General features: G+C 39.0%; 9 protein-coding genes. 2 read left to right on the forward strand and 7 right to left on the reverse strand.

Features of this window, described 5'->3' with window-relative positions:
- Positions 1-49 precede the first annotated feature (49 nt).
- From C5745_RS02770 to C5745_RS02800, 7 genes are all read right to left on the reverse strand, one after another.
- On the reverse strand, positions 50-3,673 hold the full coding sequence (locus tag C5745_RS02770; protein ID WP_105715444.1) for a glycoside hydrolase family 2 protein: 3,624 nt from the start codon (positions 3,671-3,673) through the stop codon (positions 50-52).
- 94 nt (positions 3,674-3,767) lie between these two features.
- On the reverse strand, positions 3,768-5,042 hold the full coding sequence (locus tag C5745_RS02775) for a glycoside hydrolase family 71/99-like protein (RefSeq protein WP_105715445.1): 1,275 nt from the start codon (positions 5,040-5,042) through the stop codon (positions 3,768-3,770).
- Between the two features lie 85 nt (positions 5,043-5,127).
- A complete protein-coding gene (locus C5745_RS02780) occupies positions 5,128-6,498 on the reverse strand; it encodes a glycoside hydrolase family 71/99-like protein (RefSeq protein ID WP_105715446.1) in 1,371 nt (456 codons plus the stop codon).
- 60 nt (positions 6,499-6,558) lie between these two features.
- Positions 6,559-7,260 carry a DUF3823 domain-containing protein gene (locus C5745_RS02785; RefSeq protein ID WP_105715447.1) on the reverse strand — a complete coding sequence of 234 codons (702 nt, stop codon included), beginning with the start codon at positions 7,258-7,260 and terminating at the stop codon, positions 6,559-6,561.
- A gap of 28 nt (positions 7,261-7,288) precedes the next feature.
- On the reverse strand, positions 7,289-9,340 hold the full coding sequence (locus C5745_RS02790) for a RagB/SusD family nutrient uptake outer membrane protein (RefSeq protein WP_105715448.1): 2,052 nt from the start codon (positions 9,338-9,340) through the stop codon (positions 7,289-7,291).
- An 18-nt stretch (positions 9,341-9,358) separates the two neighbouring features.
- Positions 9,359-12,469: a SusC/RagA family TonB-linked outer membrane protein gene (locus tag C5745_RS02795; protein WP_105715449.1), complete on the reverse strand. Its 3,111-nt coding sequence runs from the start codon at positions 12,467-12,469 to the stop codon at positions 9,359-9,361.
- Positions 12,470-12,916: 447 nt separating this feature from the next.
- The gene (locus tag C5745_RS02800) at positions 12,917-13,759 is read right to left on the reverse strand and encodes a sugar phosphate isomerase/epimerase family protein (RefSeq protein ID WP_105715621.1); all 843 of its coding nucleotides are present in this window, start codon (positions 13,757-13,759) and stop codon (positions 12,917-12,919) included.
- Positions 13,760-14,189: 430 nt separating this feature from the next.
- Here C5745_RS02800 and C5745_RS02805 point away from each other — a divergent pair, with 430 nt between their 5' ends.
- Together C5745_RS02805 and C5745_RS02810 are read left to right on the forward strand one after the other, a co-directional pair.
- A complete protein-coding gene (locus tag C5745_RS02805) occupies positions 14,190-15,554 on the forward strand; it encodes a sialate O-acetylesterase (RefSeq protein WP_105715450.1) in 1,365 nt (454 codons plus the stop codon).
- A 28-nt stretch (positions 15,555-15,582) separates the two neighbouring features.
- Entirely contained in the window at positions 15,583-16,797 is a 1,215-nt protein-coding gene (locus tag C5745_RS02810; RefSeq protein WP_133166281.1) for a hypothetical protein, read from the forward strand.
- Positions 16,798-16,934: the final 137 nt, after the last annotated feature.

Here is a 16,934-nt window from a genome sequence, read left to right on the forward strand (position 1 = left end):
TTATAATTCTTAAAAAATCAGATTGGTGCTTTTTCGTTTCTGTATAAAATTATTGATAGGTTAAGTTGAATATCAAGTTTACCAATAGCTTTCCTGCCACAGGATCTGTTTTTGCTTTATGGAATAAAATCTCTGAAAGGATAACCTCGCCCTTCTTATCTTTGATCTTCACGAGAGGAAAGCCCCTCATAGCGTCTAAGGTTTTTATTCTTTGCTCTATCGGCCCCTCTAAATAACCGTGTACTTTTGTAAACACAGCTAATGGTTCGATGTTGGAACCACGGTTTATTTGATAAACGCTTTTTGCTACTAGAGGATTTTCTCTGCTATTATCATTAAAGTATCTTAGATCCATAGGTTCAATCCCGTCAAAAACCGAGGATTCCGGAATTTCCATTGAAATTATTTCTGCATCTTCTTTAATCAGTCCTCTGATTAAATTCGGGTAGAGCATCGTAGCATTCTCCTCTGGATTTAGGATGATGGCCTTGCCTCCATTCGCTATATAATGCTTCAGTTTATCGATATCTACGTTTTCTAAATCAGATACGACAAGTAAATCAGACCTATGTTGTATAGCACCATCAAGAGTTGTTGCTTTTGTATAGCTAACGCCTTGATAGTCTAGTACTTCAGATAGTCCTCCTTCGCGATCTAAAACGGTAATTTTTTTCTTATCGACGGCGTCTGCATTTAACCATTTTTTATTCGCAATGGTTATTTCATATTCATTTTCGGAGATAATGTGATCTTCTTCTGAGAGCCTTAAAACTAATTTTGCGTCTACTCGGTCGGCGGGTAGATTAGTGGGGGTATTCATTTTCAAATCCAGATATGCTCTTCCGTAATAAGGTATAGCACGGTACTGTTCTTCTCCCGATGTCAGCGGCTTTCCGTCCACAACGATACTCCAGGTTAAAGTCGTAGGTTTGAGATCACGATTGTCCTCACTATCATTGACAACATACACTCTTGCGGGCAATTTTTCACCGGCATAAAAGTGCCTGCCCCATATTTCCGCAGATACCAAAACTGGCTGTAATGCTTTACGCATTAAATCGTAAGTGACGTGTGGCACTATTTTGTCATGTAAATAAACATTCTTGAACCAGGTGAGCGTAGCAAAGTGTAGAATTCCGGCGGCGTTATCATTGCTTCTTCTTATTGCTTCCGCACTTTCTCTGGATATGAACGATTGCGCCTGTAAGAAATACTTCGGATCGGCATACTCGTAAGCATAATTTCCAACTAAGGAAGCAGGATTTTGATGAACGTACGTGTAGAAACGTGTAGGATGCCCTGTTTCACTTGGATACCCGGTTGAAAACTCTTGGCTGATTAATGGCCGATTCGGATTTTTGAATCTTTTTTGCCACTCTCCTTTAAATTCTGAAAATACAGATCCATGATACCAATTGATATACCAATGCTGATCGTCGATATCTCCATCATCTATTTCATTGAAATAATCTTTACCAAATTTTTTCTCATTTCTTCTGTAGTTTGAATCAAAGACAATAGGCCTTGTTGGATCTATTTCTCTCATTTTTTTTACGACATCAGAAATTATTTTCATTTTAATTTTTACCCGTTCAAAATCTGGATCGTTATCATAGAATTTCATTTCGTTATTGACCGTCCAGAACAATAAAGAAGGGTGGTTTCTGTACTTTTTCATCAGATCGAAAAACTCTTCCTTCCATAGGTCGATTAAATGCTGGTCTGGGAAGCTTTCGTGAATCATCAGCCATGGCCACTGCCCTTCATAACTCAGGCCTATTCCATTCTTATCCGAGGCCTGCATCCATGTTTCGCTATAGGGAGCAGTATGTGTCCTGGTTATCGCAATATTGGCCTGTCGCATCAATTTAGAAAAGGTATCCGCTAGAAGTGTATCATTGGGCGCCAAAGACATAGGAGTATGATTACCACCTCTTAGCCAATATTTATGACCATTTAAGTACAGATAGTCGCCCTTAGCTTCAAATGTTCTGAAAGCCGAAGTCACTATCTTCTCGTCCACTATTTTTTCTTTTTGTTTGATAACAAAGGCAAAGTCATATAAATTTGGATTTGAAGGAGACCATAGTTTTGGGGATAAGCCATTTACCTCGTATACCAGCTTCTTTTCTTGTCCTGCTTTCAATCTGATATGTTGAATCGGTTCTTTATTATAGATTTGTTCTTTGGTGAGCTTGTCTGTTATTCGCATGCCTAATGAAAAAACGTCATCTTTTTTCGACTGATTTTTTATGGTTACTTCAAATTCGCTGCCTTGTAGATTCGGTTTGATAAAGACATCCTCTACTTTTAAAAGGTCTGTTATTTCCAAACTGACGGGTTGCCAGATTCCGGCCGGATCATCATTATAAAATCCATGCGCAAGATCTTTAAGCATTTTATTGGTAATAGGCACCGTTACCGAAACATCTTTTATCTCACCGGGATTTTCTATATCCTTAACATAGTCACGTGTAACTTTTACTACGATCATATTCCTACCGGGTTTGATCACTTTGGTAGCATCTGCCTTGAATTCCCCGAACATGCCAATATGATGTGCTACCTTTGTACCATTTACATAAACTTCAGCTACTTTAGAAACGGCATCGAATTTTATCACAAATTTTTTGTTTCTTGCATGGGTAGGCAGGTTTATCCAGTGGCGATAATATCCTACTTCCGTTTTTTCATAATCGAATGTATAAGCTTCGCAACGTTCAATTTCTTTCTGATAAAAATTATCGGAAATACCCTTACTCGCGGTATTATACTTTTCTCCGTGCAGCCATTCTCTATTCGGATTCCAAAAATCCGGAACATGCATGACGTGCCACTGTGCGTCGTCGGCTTTACCGTTTATAATATCTGCTTCATTGCTAACTTCATAGCCCGGCAAAAACAACCATTTCCCATTTAGTAGAATACTTATTCTTTTATCTACAATCGAACTTATGTTGATACTTTTGTAAGCTGCCCGTTCGCGTTGCCTTTTCTCTTCTTTGTTAATAGGCTTTCGTGAGAACTCCGTAAATGGCAACGTTATATCAAAGTCTCTTACGGATAGGGACCTTACCTTTAAATCGTCAAATTCATTGATAAGCCAACTACCCCCTAAGACTATTTTTCCTGTAGGGGAAAACCTGGAATACATATCTTCTATATCTATTCTAGGTAAAGCCTCATTATTTAAGAAAACCCGTATCCGATTCCCAAACACCTGAATTTTAACATTATACCACTCGCCTGGATGTAATGGGAATTCAAGATGACGAAGTGCTAGATGGTCATCTGTTCCCATATAGCCCAATCTGGCCAAATACAGGTCATTTTGGATACCGCCTCTAATTCCTAAAATATATCTATCGTTACGGCTAGACGCTCTAAATCCTGTCCATATCTGGACTTCTTTTTCTGTAGCAGATGTTCTTGCTTTGAAACTGACTTCATAATCTGTCCAGTCATCTTCTCCAAACGTGGCGTAAGCCTCTTTCGTTTTTAGTTTTCCTTCCTCTATTTTTACGATACCTCTATCGACTTTGGTAAATTTGGGGATGTCGTTATCAAATTTGGTATCTAATCTAAAATCTGTTTGAGCATATGCCCAAGTCTGCGTGACAATAATGGCTAAATATGTCAATAACGGCCAATACTTTTTTTTACTTTTCCTCATAATAGTATGTTGATATTTAAAGACTCTTGCAATAACAGCGGTGAGGAATAAAAAAAGCTTAATAAAACATTAATAATCGCTATTTGGTTAAGCTTTAATGCATTAGTGCCTGTTTAATCGGTAATTCTTTAGGTTTCTCTTTTTTCTTTTTAAGGATAGCCGATGCTTCTTTTGTTAGAAAGAGATAATAATCTGAAGGAAGGCCTTCTTCAAAATTTACAAAAACACTTTTACCCACAGGCGGATCTTGATCAATTTTAAATATAGCGGTTGCTTCGTCAATTTCATCAAACATCGCGACATAGATCATATTCGCACCAGCATCTATGGCTCCCATTAATTGTTTCCAATAGAAACTGCCACGATTTCGGGAAATGTGATTAGATTTACTGCTCGGATGCATATTATGCCAGCTAAATCCCGGAAATACAACCGGCACGTAGTCAATTTTATTAATTCTACACCATTCCAGATCCTTTTTTATAAGTTGCTGAAATCGAGGATAACCTTGTTCATCAAATCGACCTACAAACCAAGGATGAATAATATCCGCTTTCTTACATATTTTAGTAAATAATGTATCTTTTACGGCATCTCCCTTTTGCTCTCTCCAAAAAGTCGGCACTCCAATTAATATGGAACAATTCCCGTATTGAGGATCATTTTGTAAAAAGTCAACTATTTTGTTAACCACTTTTAAGGAGTATTTTCTCTTATCATTAAAACCGACCCCCCACAGAGCCACCAGTGGTTTTTGATTATGGTACAGATAACTTTGCTGTGGCCCTCTATTTGTTATCTTCATGCTATCAACAAGAAATTTCCAGTCCTCAATAACAAATTCAGCATCACTATCCTGCATGCCGGAAAAGTCATACATGACGGATATTGCCCTGTCATTATTTTTGGCAGCATGTAAAGCGTTTTTCAATACGGTGTTTTTCTGATTTAAGCTCTTTTCTCCTTTAAGATTGGTGACGAACCGTTGTACAAATGCACCATCGATATCGTATTCTCTCATCCATTTAAAGTGTAACTTAACGGAAGACGAGTCATAGGAACTAAATACATATGCATTATTTCCATCTTGCTTTAAAAATGGAGTCCGGTATATCACCTCATATTCCGATACATCTGGCCACATATCTACACTACTAAATCCTTGTTCAAATTTGCCTTGCCTGGAATAATGAACCCACCCTCTTCCAGCTCCATCTTGTGGCGTATTAAACCAGCCCTGATAACCTGTCATGATCAGTCCTTTGTAGCTTTTAAAGGCAGATGTTTTATGATGTTTAGTTTGGGCTTGGGAAAATAGAGGGATAAAAAAAATATAGATAATATAAAATAAATTAAAACTAAGCTTCATTCTTTATCTTGAATTATCAAGTTTGATTGTTACACCCTCTCATAGCGGTGTAACGATCAAACTTGCTGTATGTACATTTGCATGATTACTGGGCGGTTCTAACAGGCCTGGTTGACGTGTATGTTCCGTTACCCTTTATCCATTTTGTAGCCTCTCCTGCGAGCCATAAATAATGATCGCTACCTAATTCAGGGTCAATCCCAACAAATCTCCCATCACCATTTAGCGGAAGTTTATCACTTGTCGCACATTTAAAAATCGCCGTACCTTCGTCAATCTCATCGAACATCGCAATATAAAGCGATTTTGCCCCCGCTGTTTTGGCTCCGGCTATTTGCATCCAAAAAAAATCTCCTTTCAATCGGGGGTTTCCGTCGTAGACTCTATCATTTTCATTGGAAGACGATTCATATAAATTTGCCCAGCTAAATCCCGGAAACACAAGCGGGGCATAATCTATATTATGCTGATCACACCATGTGATATCTGGCTTTAAAACAGGCGTTGCAACCGTATTATAAGACCCACTGTTATATCTGTTCACAGCCCAAGGCATAATAACATCTGCCTCTTCTTTAATTAAAGTGTGAAAATGAACATTATTCTCTGCGTCTCCTCTCAATTCCCGCCAGTGATAAGGTACACCAAGTAATAATGAATATTTCTTCGTTCCTTCCCCTTGCAACCTATTAATAAGATCTTTTATATTTGCTGTAGAATATCTTCTGTCCCTAAATCCTATTCCCCATAATGCCAATAACGGCTGTCCGTTATGTCTTAAGTAGCTGGGATTTTTAACATGATTAAAGAGATCATGTTTTTCTTGAAGACTTTCCCAATCCTCCACGATCATTTCCAAATCTGCTTCTATACCTGTTCTGTCGCTCAATCCACTAAGGTCATACATTAAGCTGACCGCTCTTCCGTACTTATTGGCTGCTTTAAGTACATGTTCAAATACTTTGTCTACTTGATTTTTTGCGCCTGGATTGCGTAGCTGTGAAATAAATCTTTGAAGATAAACGCCGTCTATTCCATACTCCTTCATCCATTTAAAATGAAGATCTACCGTTTCATAATCATAGGAGCTAGGTAGTTGCGCAATGGAGCCATCTTCAAATCTAAATGGACTATCATACAATTTCGTATACTCCGTAACATCCGGCCAGAAATCTACCCCTACACATCCCGGGCCGAACGTGCAGCCTCCTTTGGTATAATGCGTCCAGCCCCTATTTGCACCATCGTCAGGCGTATTAAACCACCCTTGATAACCTGCCATGACTAAACCCGTATAGCTGGTATAAGCTAATCCGGTTTCGTCATAAACGACCTTCTCTCGCTTTTCTTCGTTTACTGGATCTCCATCTCCATTATCTACAGGCCCATCACTTCCTTTTGAACACGATACAAAAAGTAAGAAAAAAGCAAAGAGTTGTACTGTTCCTATCTTCATATTGATAAATGATTAAGTGCAGGGTATAATAAAATACCCTGCAGTAATTAAACGTTGATTTTATTCTGGTATCTGAACCGTTTTGACCGAACTGTAATTATACTTTTTAAAACTATCATCTACCCTCACCCCAACTCTGACATAATAAGTTGTTGCATATTTCATCGGGTTTTGGGATGTAATGGATAAAGACGTCCCCTCAGCGGCGTTTCCTACAGAGGTAGGTTGCCCGTTTGATACCGAATTATTATTCCCTACATATTTGGTTGTCGAAATAAAAAGCTGATAATCTAAGACATCCGGTTTGGCTGCACCAGCACTTGGTTCATTCCGCTTAAACTTAAAATTAGCGACGACCTTTTTATCCGCGGTTACTTGTGGATCTCCATCCCATTCCACGTCTAGATAGGGTATTACCGTGAAATTATGCGTAGTATTACCTACTACCTCAACCGTATCGCCCAATACCGGAAAGAAAGGGCCATCAATTGGCGTAATGTAATATTTGGAAGCAAACACTTTTGTATTTATGTAGGTTCCGTCCATTTTAAAATTCAAGTAAAATGGAACCGGAGTTTCCGTAAATCCGAAATCCTCCATCCTGATTCTTGCGCTTCCCTGTCCTTGCTCCAATTCCAGCCTTTTCCCGTTCGGATCAACTATTTCTCCCTGCAAAGAGGCATCGGGACCCTCGAAATTATCTATTTCACAAGAATGAAAGGTTAGAACGAGAATCATCAGGTTAAAAAATATTTTTTTCATATTGTTCGTATTTTAAAAATGACAAAAATTAATAGTTGTTATTTTGTTTGATAATTCCATTCGTTGCGGTAATCTCATTATTAGGGATACCTTGATAATATCGTGTTGCAGGAACTGTAAAACGAGCATTCCTTTCTTCATACCTACAGTCAAAAATATACTTGCCTCTTACATAATCAGCAGACTCAACGATAGCCCCTTTTGCGAAAAGAAATGGATTACACTTTCTCCAAGTACGGTTGTTTACTTCTTGGTCCGCGGTACGCCATCTTACCAAATCCCACCAAAGTTTATTTTCAAAAGCTAATTCTTTTCTACGTTCTACCCTAATAATTTGTAGGCCTCTGGTTGGTGCCAATACGTAAGAGCCAACACCTGTATTTTTTTCTAAAGGAGCCGCGGAAGACAATTCACCCGAAGAAGTTAACAAAGTTGCACCCGCTCTTTCTCTAATCAGGTTAATACTTAAATAAGCATCTTGTTGAAGATTTACGCCCTCCAATGTAGGAACGCCATTTTGAGCTAATTCTAAAGCCGCTTCTGCTCTATTTAATAAAACTTCCGCATATCGGATATCTATCCAAGCCTGATCTGAAAGATGTAAATTTGTCTGTGCTTTGGTAATATCAGACTGCAGCCATTTACGTCCATGAAATCCGGTAATTGTCCCGGTATTGGCATTGGTTGGCCCGTCAAGACCAATTGGGTTGATTTTTGTTCCATTAGCCAATGTAACCTGTTCTTGATTATTAACATTTCCAAAGGATCTTATATTGGCTTGATAAAAAGGATTACTGTTATAAGAAACGGTTGTTTCTTCAGCAACCATTTTTTGAATTGGAGTTGCCGGATCGACACTTTCTATAATGGTTCCTCTTCTCAGATCCGTTCTAAATCCTTTAAATGGCTGTCCCGGTAAAAGTACTGTTCCTCTCAAACGGGGTTCCACGTTTGCCCATAGCTCGTCCACCGTGTTGTAAACGACATAAGTACCATTCGGATGGAGTGTGTTCAGCTGCCCTTTTGCATTTTTCGGTAAACCATCAAATAGCTCAACATAATCCAATGTAATATTATACCTGTCCCCATAATCGGAGGTCATGTGAGTCGGTGAATAAACGGCATCAAAACTATGTACTGCATAGGGGTATTGGTAGGCTCTGGAAAAGATCGTCTCCGGACTTTCCGGATCTAAAAATAAATCAGCATAGTTATCTGCCGTGGCGAGTTTATCCGTTGCAGACCATTTTTTCTTATATAGGGAATATACCCCTTCAATTGCTTTTGCCGCTTTAAAGCTCTGGGAAAAATAATCGTTTGCCCTGCTTTCCGGTATACCTGTCAACATGACACCGTCAACGGCATACCTTTGTAACGCTCCGTATCGCGCTATAGATCCGGCATGTAATGCAACCCGGGATATCAAGGCCGCCACCACATTTTTATTAACACGACCTTTTTGTTCACTTACTGTCGGCATGTTCGCATAAGCGTCATCCAGATCCGCTAATATAAAGTCGTAAGTCTCTTCTTCACTATTTCTAGGTACTTTCAAATGATCATTATTATCTGTCTCCAGATCTGCCGATAAGACCTGGTCAATAATCGGAACACCTCCGTATCTTCTTGCTAAAGCAAAATAGGTATATGCTCTGATGAATTTTGCTTCTGATATCCATCGTGTTACGTTGTCTGTTCCAACGGATTCACCATATTCTGGTAAATTCTCAATAATATAATTCGCATTTCTAATCAATTGATATCCAGATCTCCAATATTGCCTTGTTCCGGGATCTGCAAAATTTCCCTGATTACGATTGGCTATAGTTCCCGTATTTAGTTCCGGAGTAACAATACAATTCCATGTATTAAAACCTTCCTCTGCACCACCGTCACTTAAACCATGTTTAAAATCCTCGATGGGCAACCTACTGTATAAAGCGGCCATATAAGATCTCATGCCCGCATCTGTAAACACATCCTTGTCCTGGATAATATTTAGGGGCGCGATGTCTATTTTATTACAAGCGCTACCTAAGGATAATGCTGCTATAAATAACGCCAATATTTGCTTTCTCATAATTTTATAAAACTTTAGTTAAAATGTAATACTTGCTCCGAAATTTACCGTTCTTGTGATAGGGTACATAGCGCCATAGAGCTCGGACGGATGTTCCGGATCCAAGAATTTTACTTTTGTCATGGTAAACAGGTTATAGGCATTCGTGTATAGCCTAAGGTTTTTTGCTCCCACACGCTCGCAAATTTTTAAAGGTAATGTATAACCTAGCTCTGCGCTTTTTAATCGCATATATGCACCGTTTTGTATATTTCTTGCCGAGTTCGCGTCAACTCCGGTAACGGTATACCCATAATGACCAGGGATCCATTGTGTTTTTGGGTTATATGGGTCGGCCAACGGATCTACCGGACGCCATCTGTCCATAAACATATCTAGTGCATTCCCGTCCCATCCTAGTGGCTGGGACAATTGTTCCGGATAGGAGATATAAGACATCGCACCTCCTTGGAACAATAGGTTCATGTCGAATCCCTTATAGTCTAACCCGATATTAAAACCATAGGTTATTAATGGAAAGTTATGTCTTGTTCCGTCACCTCTATTTGTACCAGTAGCAATAGGATATCTATCCAGATCATCAATGACACCGTCATTGTTCCAATCTTCATATTTATACTGTCCGGGTAACATCGCTATCCCCGTAAAATAAGGTGCATTAGCAAGCTCTTCGTATGAAGTAAATTGTCCTGCATCTCCATAGCCCCACCAAATATCATTGTATCTGTTAATCGGATCGTTTCTCCATTGCATGTACTTACTGCCATCCATATTTCTTTCCTGAAAAATAACCTTTGTCCTGGTGTAATTTAGATTAGCAGAAATGTTGACGTTTAAGTCGTTGATTGTATTTTTATGGGATAAAACGAGTTCCCAGCCACTTGTTTGGTCCTCGTTCAGATTTTGCTGCGGTAACGCAGCACCAAACGTTGCCGGCAAGGTTACGAGTCTAGTTGCTAATAGCCCTTGTCTGTTTCTCCTGAACAGATCGTAACTGATTCCTAATTTTCCGTTCCAGAAATCAGCATCAATACCTATATTAGAAGTTTGTACTGTATACCATGTAAGATTTACGTTGGGCAACACGGTCGGCCACAAGGAGGACACAAATACGTCGTCAAATATGGCGCCCCCAGCTAAAGACAATGGATTTCCCGAAAATGGATAAGTATATCCGTTTATATCCTGATTGCTATTTGCCGAATCATCTCCCATTTCTCCATAAGTCGCTCTTAACTTAATGTTGTTGATAAAAGACAAAGAGGAGTTGTTCTTAATGAAAGACTCTTCTGAAATACGCCAGGCTACTAAAGCTGAAGGAAAAATTCCCCATTTTTTATTTTCAGTAAATTTAGAAGAGCCATCTCTCCTGACGGTCCCCTCTATAATATATCGTCCTTCAAAATCATAGGTAATTCTACCTGCAAATGCTTTGTTTGTATTTCTATAAATGCCATTGGCATTAGATGTTGCTTGCTGATTTAATGCATTTCCTGCAAACAAATAGTCCAATGGAAGAGAAAGTTCCCTTAATGCACCGAAATTATCTCCATCATAGGTGCTCTCTTCATATAATGCCAACGCCCCTATGTTATGCTTCTCTGCAATGGTTTTATTGTACGTTAAAGACAGGTTGAGTAAGGTTTGTGGATTACTGCCATAATTACGCGTGATTTGTTGGGGCGTATTATTACCCGTTACATGGTAAGTATAGGTACTCTCGTCAAAAAGATAGGTACTATACTCTTTTCTGTAATTCGTATTGTCCGTCAACCTTCTATCGTAACTAAATGTTCCCTTTGCTTTTAAGCCTTCTACATACGGAATTTCGTATTCTAAACTAAATTGACTTTGAAGCCAGTTATTTTTACTTTTATTATAGCCTGATATGGATTCATCTGTAATAGCTCCGACATGTCTAAATAGCGGTTTGAATAAATAATCAGGATTATTATTCGCATAATAAGGCTCTGTAGGCTGTGCTCTCCATAGCGCGCTAAAAACTTCCCAAGTAGGGGTCGATTGTCTTTTAGCCTCATCTACGACGCCATTAAGGTTTAGTGATGCAGTCAGTCTTTTTGATATTTTTGCACTAATATTAGAACGCAGATTGTATCGGTCATACTTTGTAATTCCACTTCTCCATAGCCCTTCCTGATTGGTATAGCCGAGATTTAAAAAATACTTGATGTCATCATCCTTGGTGCTTCCCGCGGTGCTGATATTATGTTCCTGTTGTGGAGCATACCGTCTTAAAATGATATCATGCCAATCTGTACTTACTCTTGTACCATTTCTATATGCCTCAAATTCTGATTCTTCGTAAGTAATTACAGGAGATTCAACATTATGCATACTTTTTTCATTCATAAGGGTCATTCTGTCAATTGCACCGACTGGTTTTGGGAATCCAATAGGTGTTTGTGTACCATAGTACCCCGAATATTCAATTTTTGGTTTACCACGCCCCTGCTTAGTGGTCACCAGGATTACGCCATTAGCCGCTCGGACACCGTAAATAGCTGCAGATGCATCTTTTAATACCGAAATACTTTCTATTTCATTGGGATTTAACCGTGTGATATTATCTCTGGGGACACCATCGATAACAATTAAAGGATTACCAAAACCCCTTATATCAAATTGATTATTAAACTCACCTGGTTCGGATGTTCTTTGGACAACGCGTACACCCGGCAGTTTCCCTGTCATCATATTCTGAACATTCTGCGTCTTTGTCGTAGTAAGTTCTTTACCTGAAATAGCGGCCACCGAGCCTGCCACGGTTTCTTTTTTCTGGGTACCATATCCAACGACAACGACTTCATCAAGACCCGTATTTGAAGAGATCAAAACCACATCAATAACTTTTCGTGTCCCTATTTTAATTTCTTGCGATAGGAGACCTATATATGAAAATTCTAGAATTGAATTGGGGTCTTCAGCTTGTATGGAATAGCTTCCGTCAATATCCGTTTGTGTTGCCAGCCCGCTCCCCCTCAGTTTAATTGAAATTCCAGGAAGCGGCTTTCCCGACTCATCGGTAACTTTACCTCTCACCGTTACATTTTGAGCGCATAGGCATATTGATGTAAAACACATCAATATGGAAAAGAGTAATTTCTTCATGCTTTGTTTTTATTACTTGGTTTATTAATTAATTATATAATTATAAGTTGTTTGTTATGATAGATGTTATCTAGATTCATGGTTGCCGATCATAACAGCTCTAAATAACTATTACAGGCTTAAAAAAAGATTAAAAATTGATTAATATCGTAATTAAATAGATATTTTTTATCTTGATTACAGACCGTATCCGCATTATCTTTTTGGTATAACCGTGCTTAATGGTTTTTCTCCCCGAAGCACCTTCCTCGCTTCTCCGGTTAGCCAGAGGTAATGATCGGGAGGCGTATTAAAAGCGACCACATATCAATACCTACTTTTTCTTTACCCGAAAATAATGGCTAAATCCAGCATGGCTACCGTCGCCTTCAGCCCTAAACCAACTTGGATAAACGGTAAACTACATAAAACTTCATCTTCACGAGCTGGTAAGCGGTTTTGGCGGTATCAATCAGCTAAAACGCCTCTAAAATACCCTGCTGACTCTGCCAGGCCCGGCAAAGGATCTTTCATGTCCTTTTCATGCTCTAAGCTACATTTGCCACGATAGTTTACGTTCCGCAGCGCTTTAATAAATAATGGAATATTTATGACGCCCCGTCCGACTTCTGTGGTTGATCCTTCCGCTGTCGCTGAGGTCACATTTTTAAGATGAATATCCAAAATACGCTTATGATAACGCTGGATGTCTTCGATCACATCTTGTCCATCTCTTGCGTCATGGCCCATATCAAAGCAGATTCCTACATTTTGGTGTAAGTTTTTAATAAAATTATAAATAGCGGTAGCATTAGGATAAAGCTTATCTTCCGGGCCGTGGTTATGGATAGCATACTTAATTCCGGTAACTTTAACTTTCTCTGATAAATAGGTTAGATCCTCGGGGTTTGGTACACCGATGATCAAGCTCACGCCCACTCTATTTGCATAATCAAAGGCATCATCAATTTCCTTTTTCGACTTGGTATAAATTGGTCCGACAGCATAACCGATAACCCCAGCATGTTGCAGTTTTGCATGAAAATCGGCAATTTCATTTTCAGTGCTGTTATAAGGTAAATGAAAATCCTTGATGCATAGGTATTTTATATCCAAGCGTTTCATCATGGCTAGAGATGCATCAAGCTGAAAATTAACGAAGCTGAAGCCAGCTATTCCTAAATGAAATGGATTTTCTTTTACTTTCTTTACGGGTTGAGCAGCTTGAGCGGTAGACTGGATTGTGTTTCCCAATGCTATTCCCGACAGGCTCAGTAGTCCTTTTTGGAGAAATCGTCTTCTTGTATTCATATAACTTAGTTTTTGATTATTTTTCTTTAAATTTCCCACTAAATATACATAAGGGCATTTAATAAAAAATTAATATTTAACTAACACTCCAGGTGATATTAAAGGCTCTTATCCTCTCTTGATTCAAAGGACGATGCATAGTTTTTGCCCTATCCAAACCGGAAATTGCCAACCTGGGAGAAAACCTTTTCACAAAAACTCGTACAATTAATTATTTATTTATCTTTTATTAATGTTGCGAGCTATACTTGCTATAAAATCCTGCATAGGTTAATCAATATATAAATAACTAAATTTTAATTCATGAGTCTAAGCCACTTAAAGAATGGGGCTTTTCTACAATTTTCGGGTAAAGAAATTCCTCTACTGAAAAAGACAGGATCAGCGCCATCAAAAGAAAAACCGAAACTTTCCATAAAACAACAGCGTTATGAAGATTAAAAATTTAATCCTTTTCGCTTTTGTGATGTTTTTTTTCATAAACCAGGCATGTAAAAAAGCGAGTCCAGCATCAAAAAAAGACAATGAAGAACAAGTAGAGCCCGAGGATGATGGGAACAACCCGCCGCCAGAAGAAGAAAATGGAGATGGTAAGATAACACACTCTTTTGATAGACTGGAAAATAATGAAGGGTGGCAGTCCCCGGGCAACGAACTCACCATAGACCAAACGGATAAAACAGAGGGAAACGGCTCGTTAAAATCAGAAGGGTCATCGACAGGTAGGTTAATCAAATCATTTTCTCCCTTTAACATAACCATTGATCCGGATGAAGCGTACCTATGTTTTTCTTTATACGTTTCCGACTTGTCTAAATTAACGGGATCGGGGCAATTTGAAATTTCGAGCTCCGGGAAAGCCGATTTAGATGAAACCGCTTGGGACTTTAATTATTTAGGCCTTAAAAACGGATGGAATGAGGTGGTATTAAAGCTAAGTGCTGGTTCTAATACAGGCGGCACGACCGATTTCACGGGCATTAATTTTTTGAGATTCTATGCTAGTTCAGAAGATGGGGAGTCTGTTATCTTTAAGATTGACCATATCCGTTTCACTAATTTTTATGATAATGGACATGTTGTAGATCCTAATTTCCACATATATATATTAGCCGGGCAGTCTAATATGGCTGGATACGGTTATCTAACGGATATCCATCCAACATTAAATATAAAATATGCGGACATCGCCAACGACCGGGTATTGGTATTGAACTCGGAAAATGAATGGGATATTGCTAAACATCCTTTACATCCGGAAGAACAAAACAACGCCGGCGTTGGTCCCGGTTTAGATTTCGCAATTAAAATGTTGGAAGAAGCTGATCCGAAGGTAAAAATCGGGCTTATCCCTACAGCCAAAGGTGGCAGTAATGTTGGTCATTGGATACCGGGAGGTAGCCTTTACGGTCCTTCGATAGGAAAATCACTTTTTGCAGCAACTGATGGCGTAATAAAGGGGGTACTTTATTTACAGGGGGAAGCAGATGCGTTTGCAAATACCACCGTGGGGTGGGGGGATAAGGTTAAACTTATTATTAACGGATATAGGAAGGAGTTACGGGACCCGGACTTAAAATTTCTAATCGGAGAAATAGGTAGAGATTTTAATGGTAAGGAGAATTTTATATTGATCAACAACCAAATTCCGGCGCTTATACAATCCGTTCCAAATACGTATAGAATTTCTTCTGAAGGCCTCACTGACAGAGGAGATGCTTTACATTTTGACAGTAAATCCGCCACACAATTAGGATGGAGATACGCCGAGCAATTAAAAAAATCAACTCAATAATTAACTAAAAATCATTAAAATGAAAAAAATGAAGCTTTTAAATTTATTTCTGATATCGATTTTCATCTGTTTTACAACGGCTTGTACAAAGGATGTGGCTCCTCCGTTAATTCACGGAGAACCTATTACGGGAACTCCCCCAACTCCGGATCCCGGTGATACAGATCCGGATCCTACGACCCCTATCATTACTAAGATTTTTGATAATGCTGATCTGATCGATGGTTGGGAGCAGACTGGAACCAACTCTCTCTATACGGATAGCAAAGAAGGTGCTGCATCTGTGAAATTCACCATAACGTCGGGACTTGACCTAAGGATGCAAAAACAGTTAACCCGACCGATAGTTACGCAGTTAACCAAGGAAACAGCACAACTAAATTTCTGGTTATGGATAGAAAATGTGAGTAAATTAGACATGAGTACAGGACAAATAGAGATCACCAGTTCAGGCGGGCCTGATGTCAATGAATTTAACTGGTCTACAGCATCTTTGTCTCTAAAAGACGGATGGAATGAGGTCAAATTAAAAGTAAGTCAAGCCGGTGCTTCCGGCGATGGAGGAGCTGATCTGGATGCCATCAATTTCTTTAGAATGTACTTTAAGCTCAAAGAAGCAACGACAACCCCGTTCTCTGTTGCTTTAGACGATATAAAATTTGTGGAAGCTGAAGTTATAACAGATCCTGTTGACAATATGCTGCTTGATGCCTGTGATGATATTACCGGCTGGAATAGGGGTACCGCTGCAGAGCTTTCGCTGAACACTTTGGACAAGCAAGAAGGCACGGGGTCATTAAGCTTTATATTTAAAGATAGACCTGGTAGTCCGGGTACACCTACCAGTACAGCTGAAGGGGGAAGCAGTGCTCTAGAGTTCAAAAAAGAATTTGCTACACCATTAAACCCGGAAATAACCATTGAAGATGGTAAATTCACATTTTGGTTATGGGTCGCTGATGTAAGTGAAATAGACTGGGCAGCAACAAATTCGCAGATCGAATTAAGCAGTTCCGGTAGAGCCGATATGAACGAGATACATTGGTTCCCTTCCCAAATAGAAAATCCGAAAAACGGTTGGAATAAAGTAGAACTGAAGCTGTCCGAGGGAGCAGAACAGGGAGGAACAGTTGACTTGACAAACATTAACTTTTTTAGGATGTACTTGAGAGCTACCGGTTTAGTATCTGAAGAAAATCCGCTAACAATAGGTGCCGATCACTTAAAATTTGAAAAGGAGTAATGTTATCTAACATGTAGCGGTTTTAATACCGTCACTTATGTATCAGTAAAGGAAGCCGAAAATGTATAACCAGGTTAAACACGTTGGCTTCCTTTATGATAAAAAGTACTTTTTATCATAAAATTGCTGTTCATAAC

The sequence above is a fragment of the Sphingobacterium haloxyli genome (assembly GCF_002980525.1).
Taxonomy (GTDB): domain Bacteria; phylum Bacteroidota; class Bacteroidia; order Sphingobacteriales; family Sphingobacteriaceae; genus Sphingobacterium; species Sphingobacterium haloxyli.

Bases quoted from the DNA above. Each gene is read 5' to 3' on its own strand.
- C5745_RS02790 (WP_105715448.1), bottom strand. From the start codon at position 9,340: ATGAGAAAGCAAATATTGGCGTTATTTATAGCAGCATTATCCTTAGGT.
- C5745_RS02775 (WP_105715445.1), bottom strand. From the start codon at position 5,042: ATGAAGCTTAGTTTTAATTTATTTTATATTATCTATATTTTTTTTATC.
- C5745_RS02770 (WP_105715444.1), bottom strand. From the start codon at position 3,673: ATGAGGAAAAGTAAAAAAAAGTATTGGCCGTTATTGACATATTTAGCC.
- C5745_RS02805 (WP_105715450.1), top strand. From the start codon at position 14,190: ATGAAGATTAAAAATTTAATCCTTTTCGCTTTTGTGATGTTTTTTTTC.
- C5745_RS02800 (WP_105715621.1), bottom strand. From the start codon at position 13,759: ATGAATACAAGAAGACGATTTCTCCAAAAAGGACTACTGAGCCTGTCG.
- C5745_RS02810 (WP_133166281.1), top strand. From the start codon at position 15,583: ATGAAGCTTTTAAATTTATTTCTGATATCGATTTTCATCTGTTTTACA.
- C5745_RS02780 (WP_105715446.1), bottom strand. From the start codon at position 6,498: ATGAAGATAGGAACAGTACAACTCTTTGCTTTTTTCTTACTTTTTGTA.
- C5745_RS02795 (WP_105715449.1), bottom strand. From the start codon at position 12,469: ATGAAGAAATTACTCTTTTCCATATTGATGTGTTTTACATCAATATGC.
- C5745_RS02785 (WP_105715447.1), bottom strand. From the start codon at position 7,260: ATGAAAAAAATATTTTTTAACCTGATGATTCTCGTTCTAACCTTTCAT.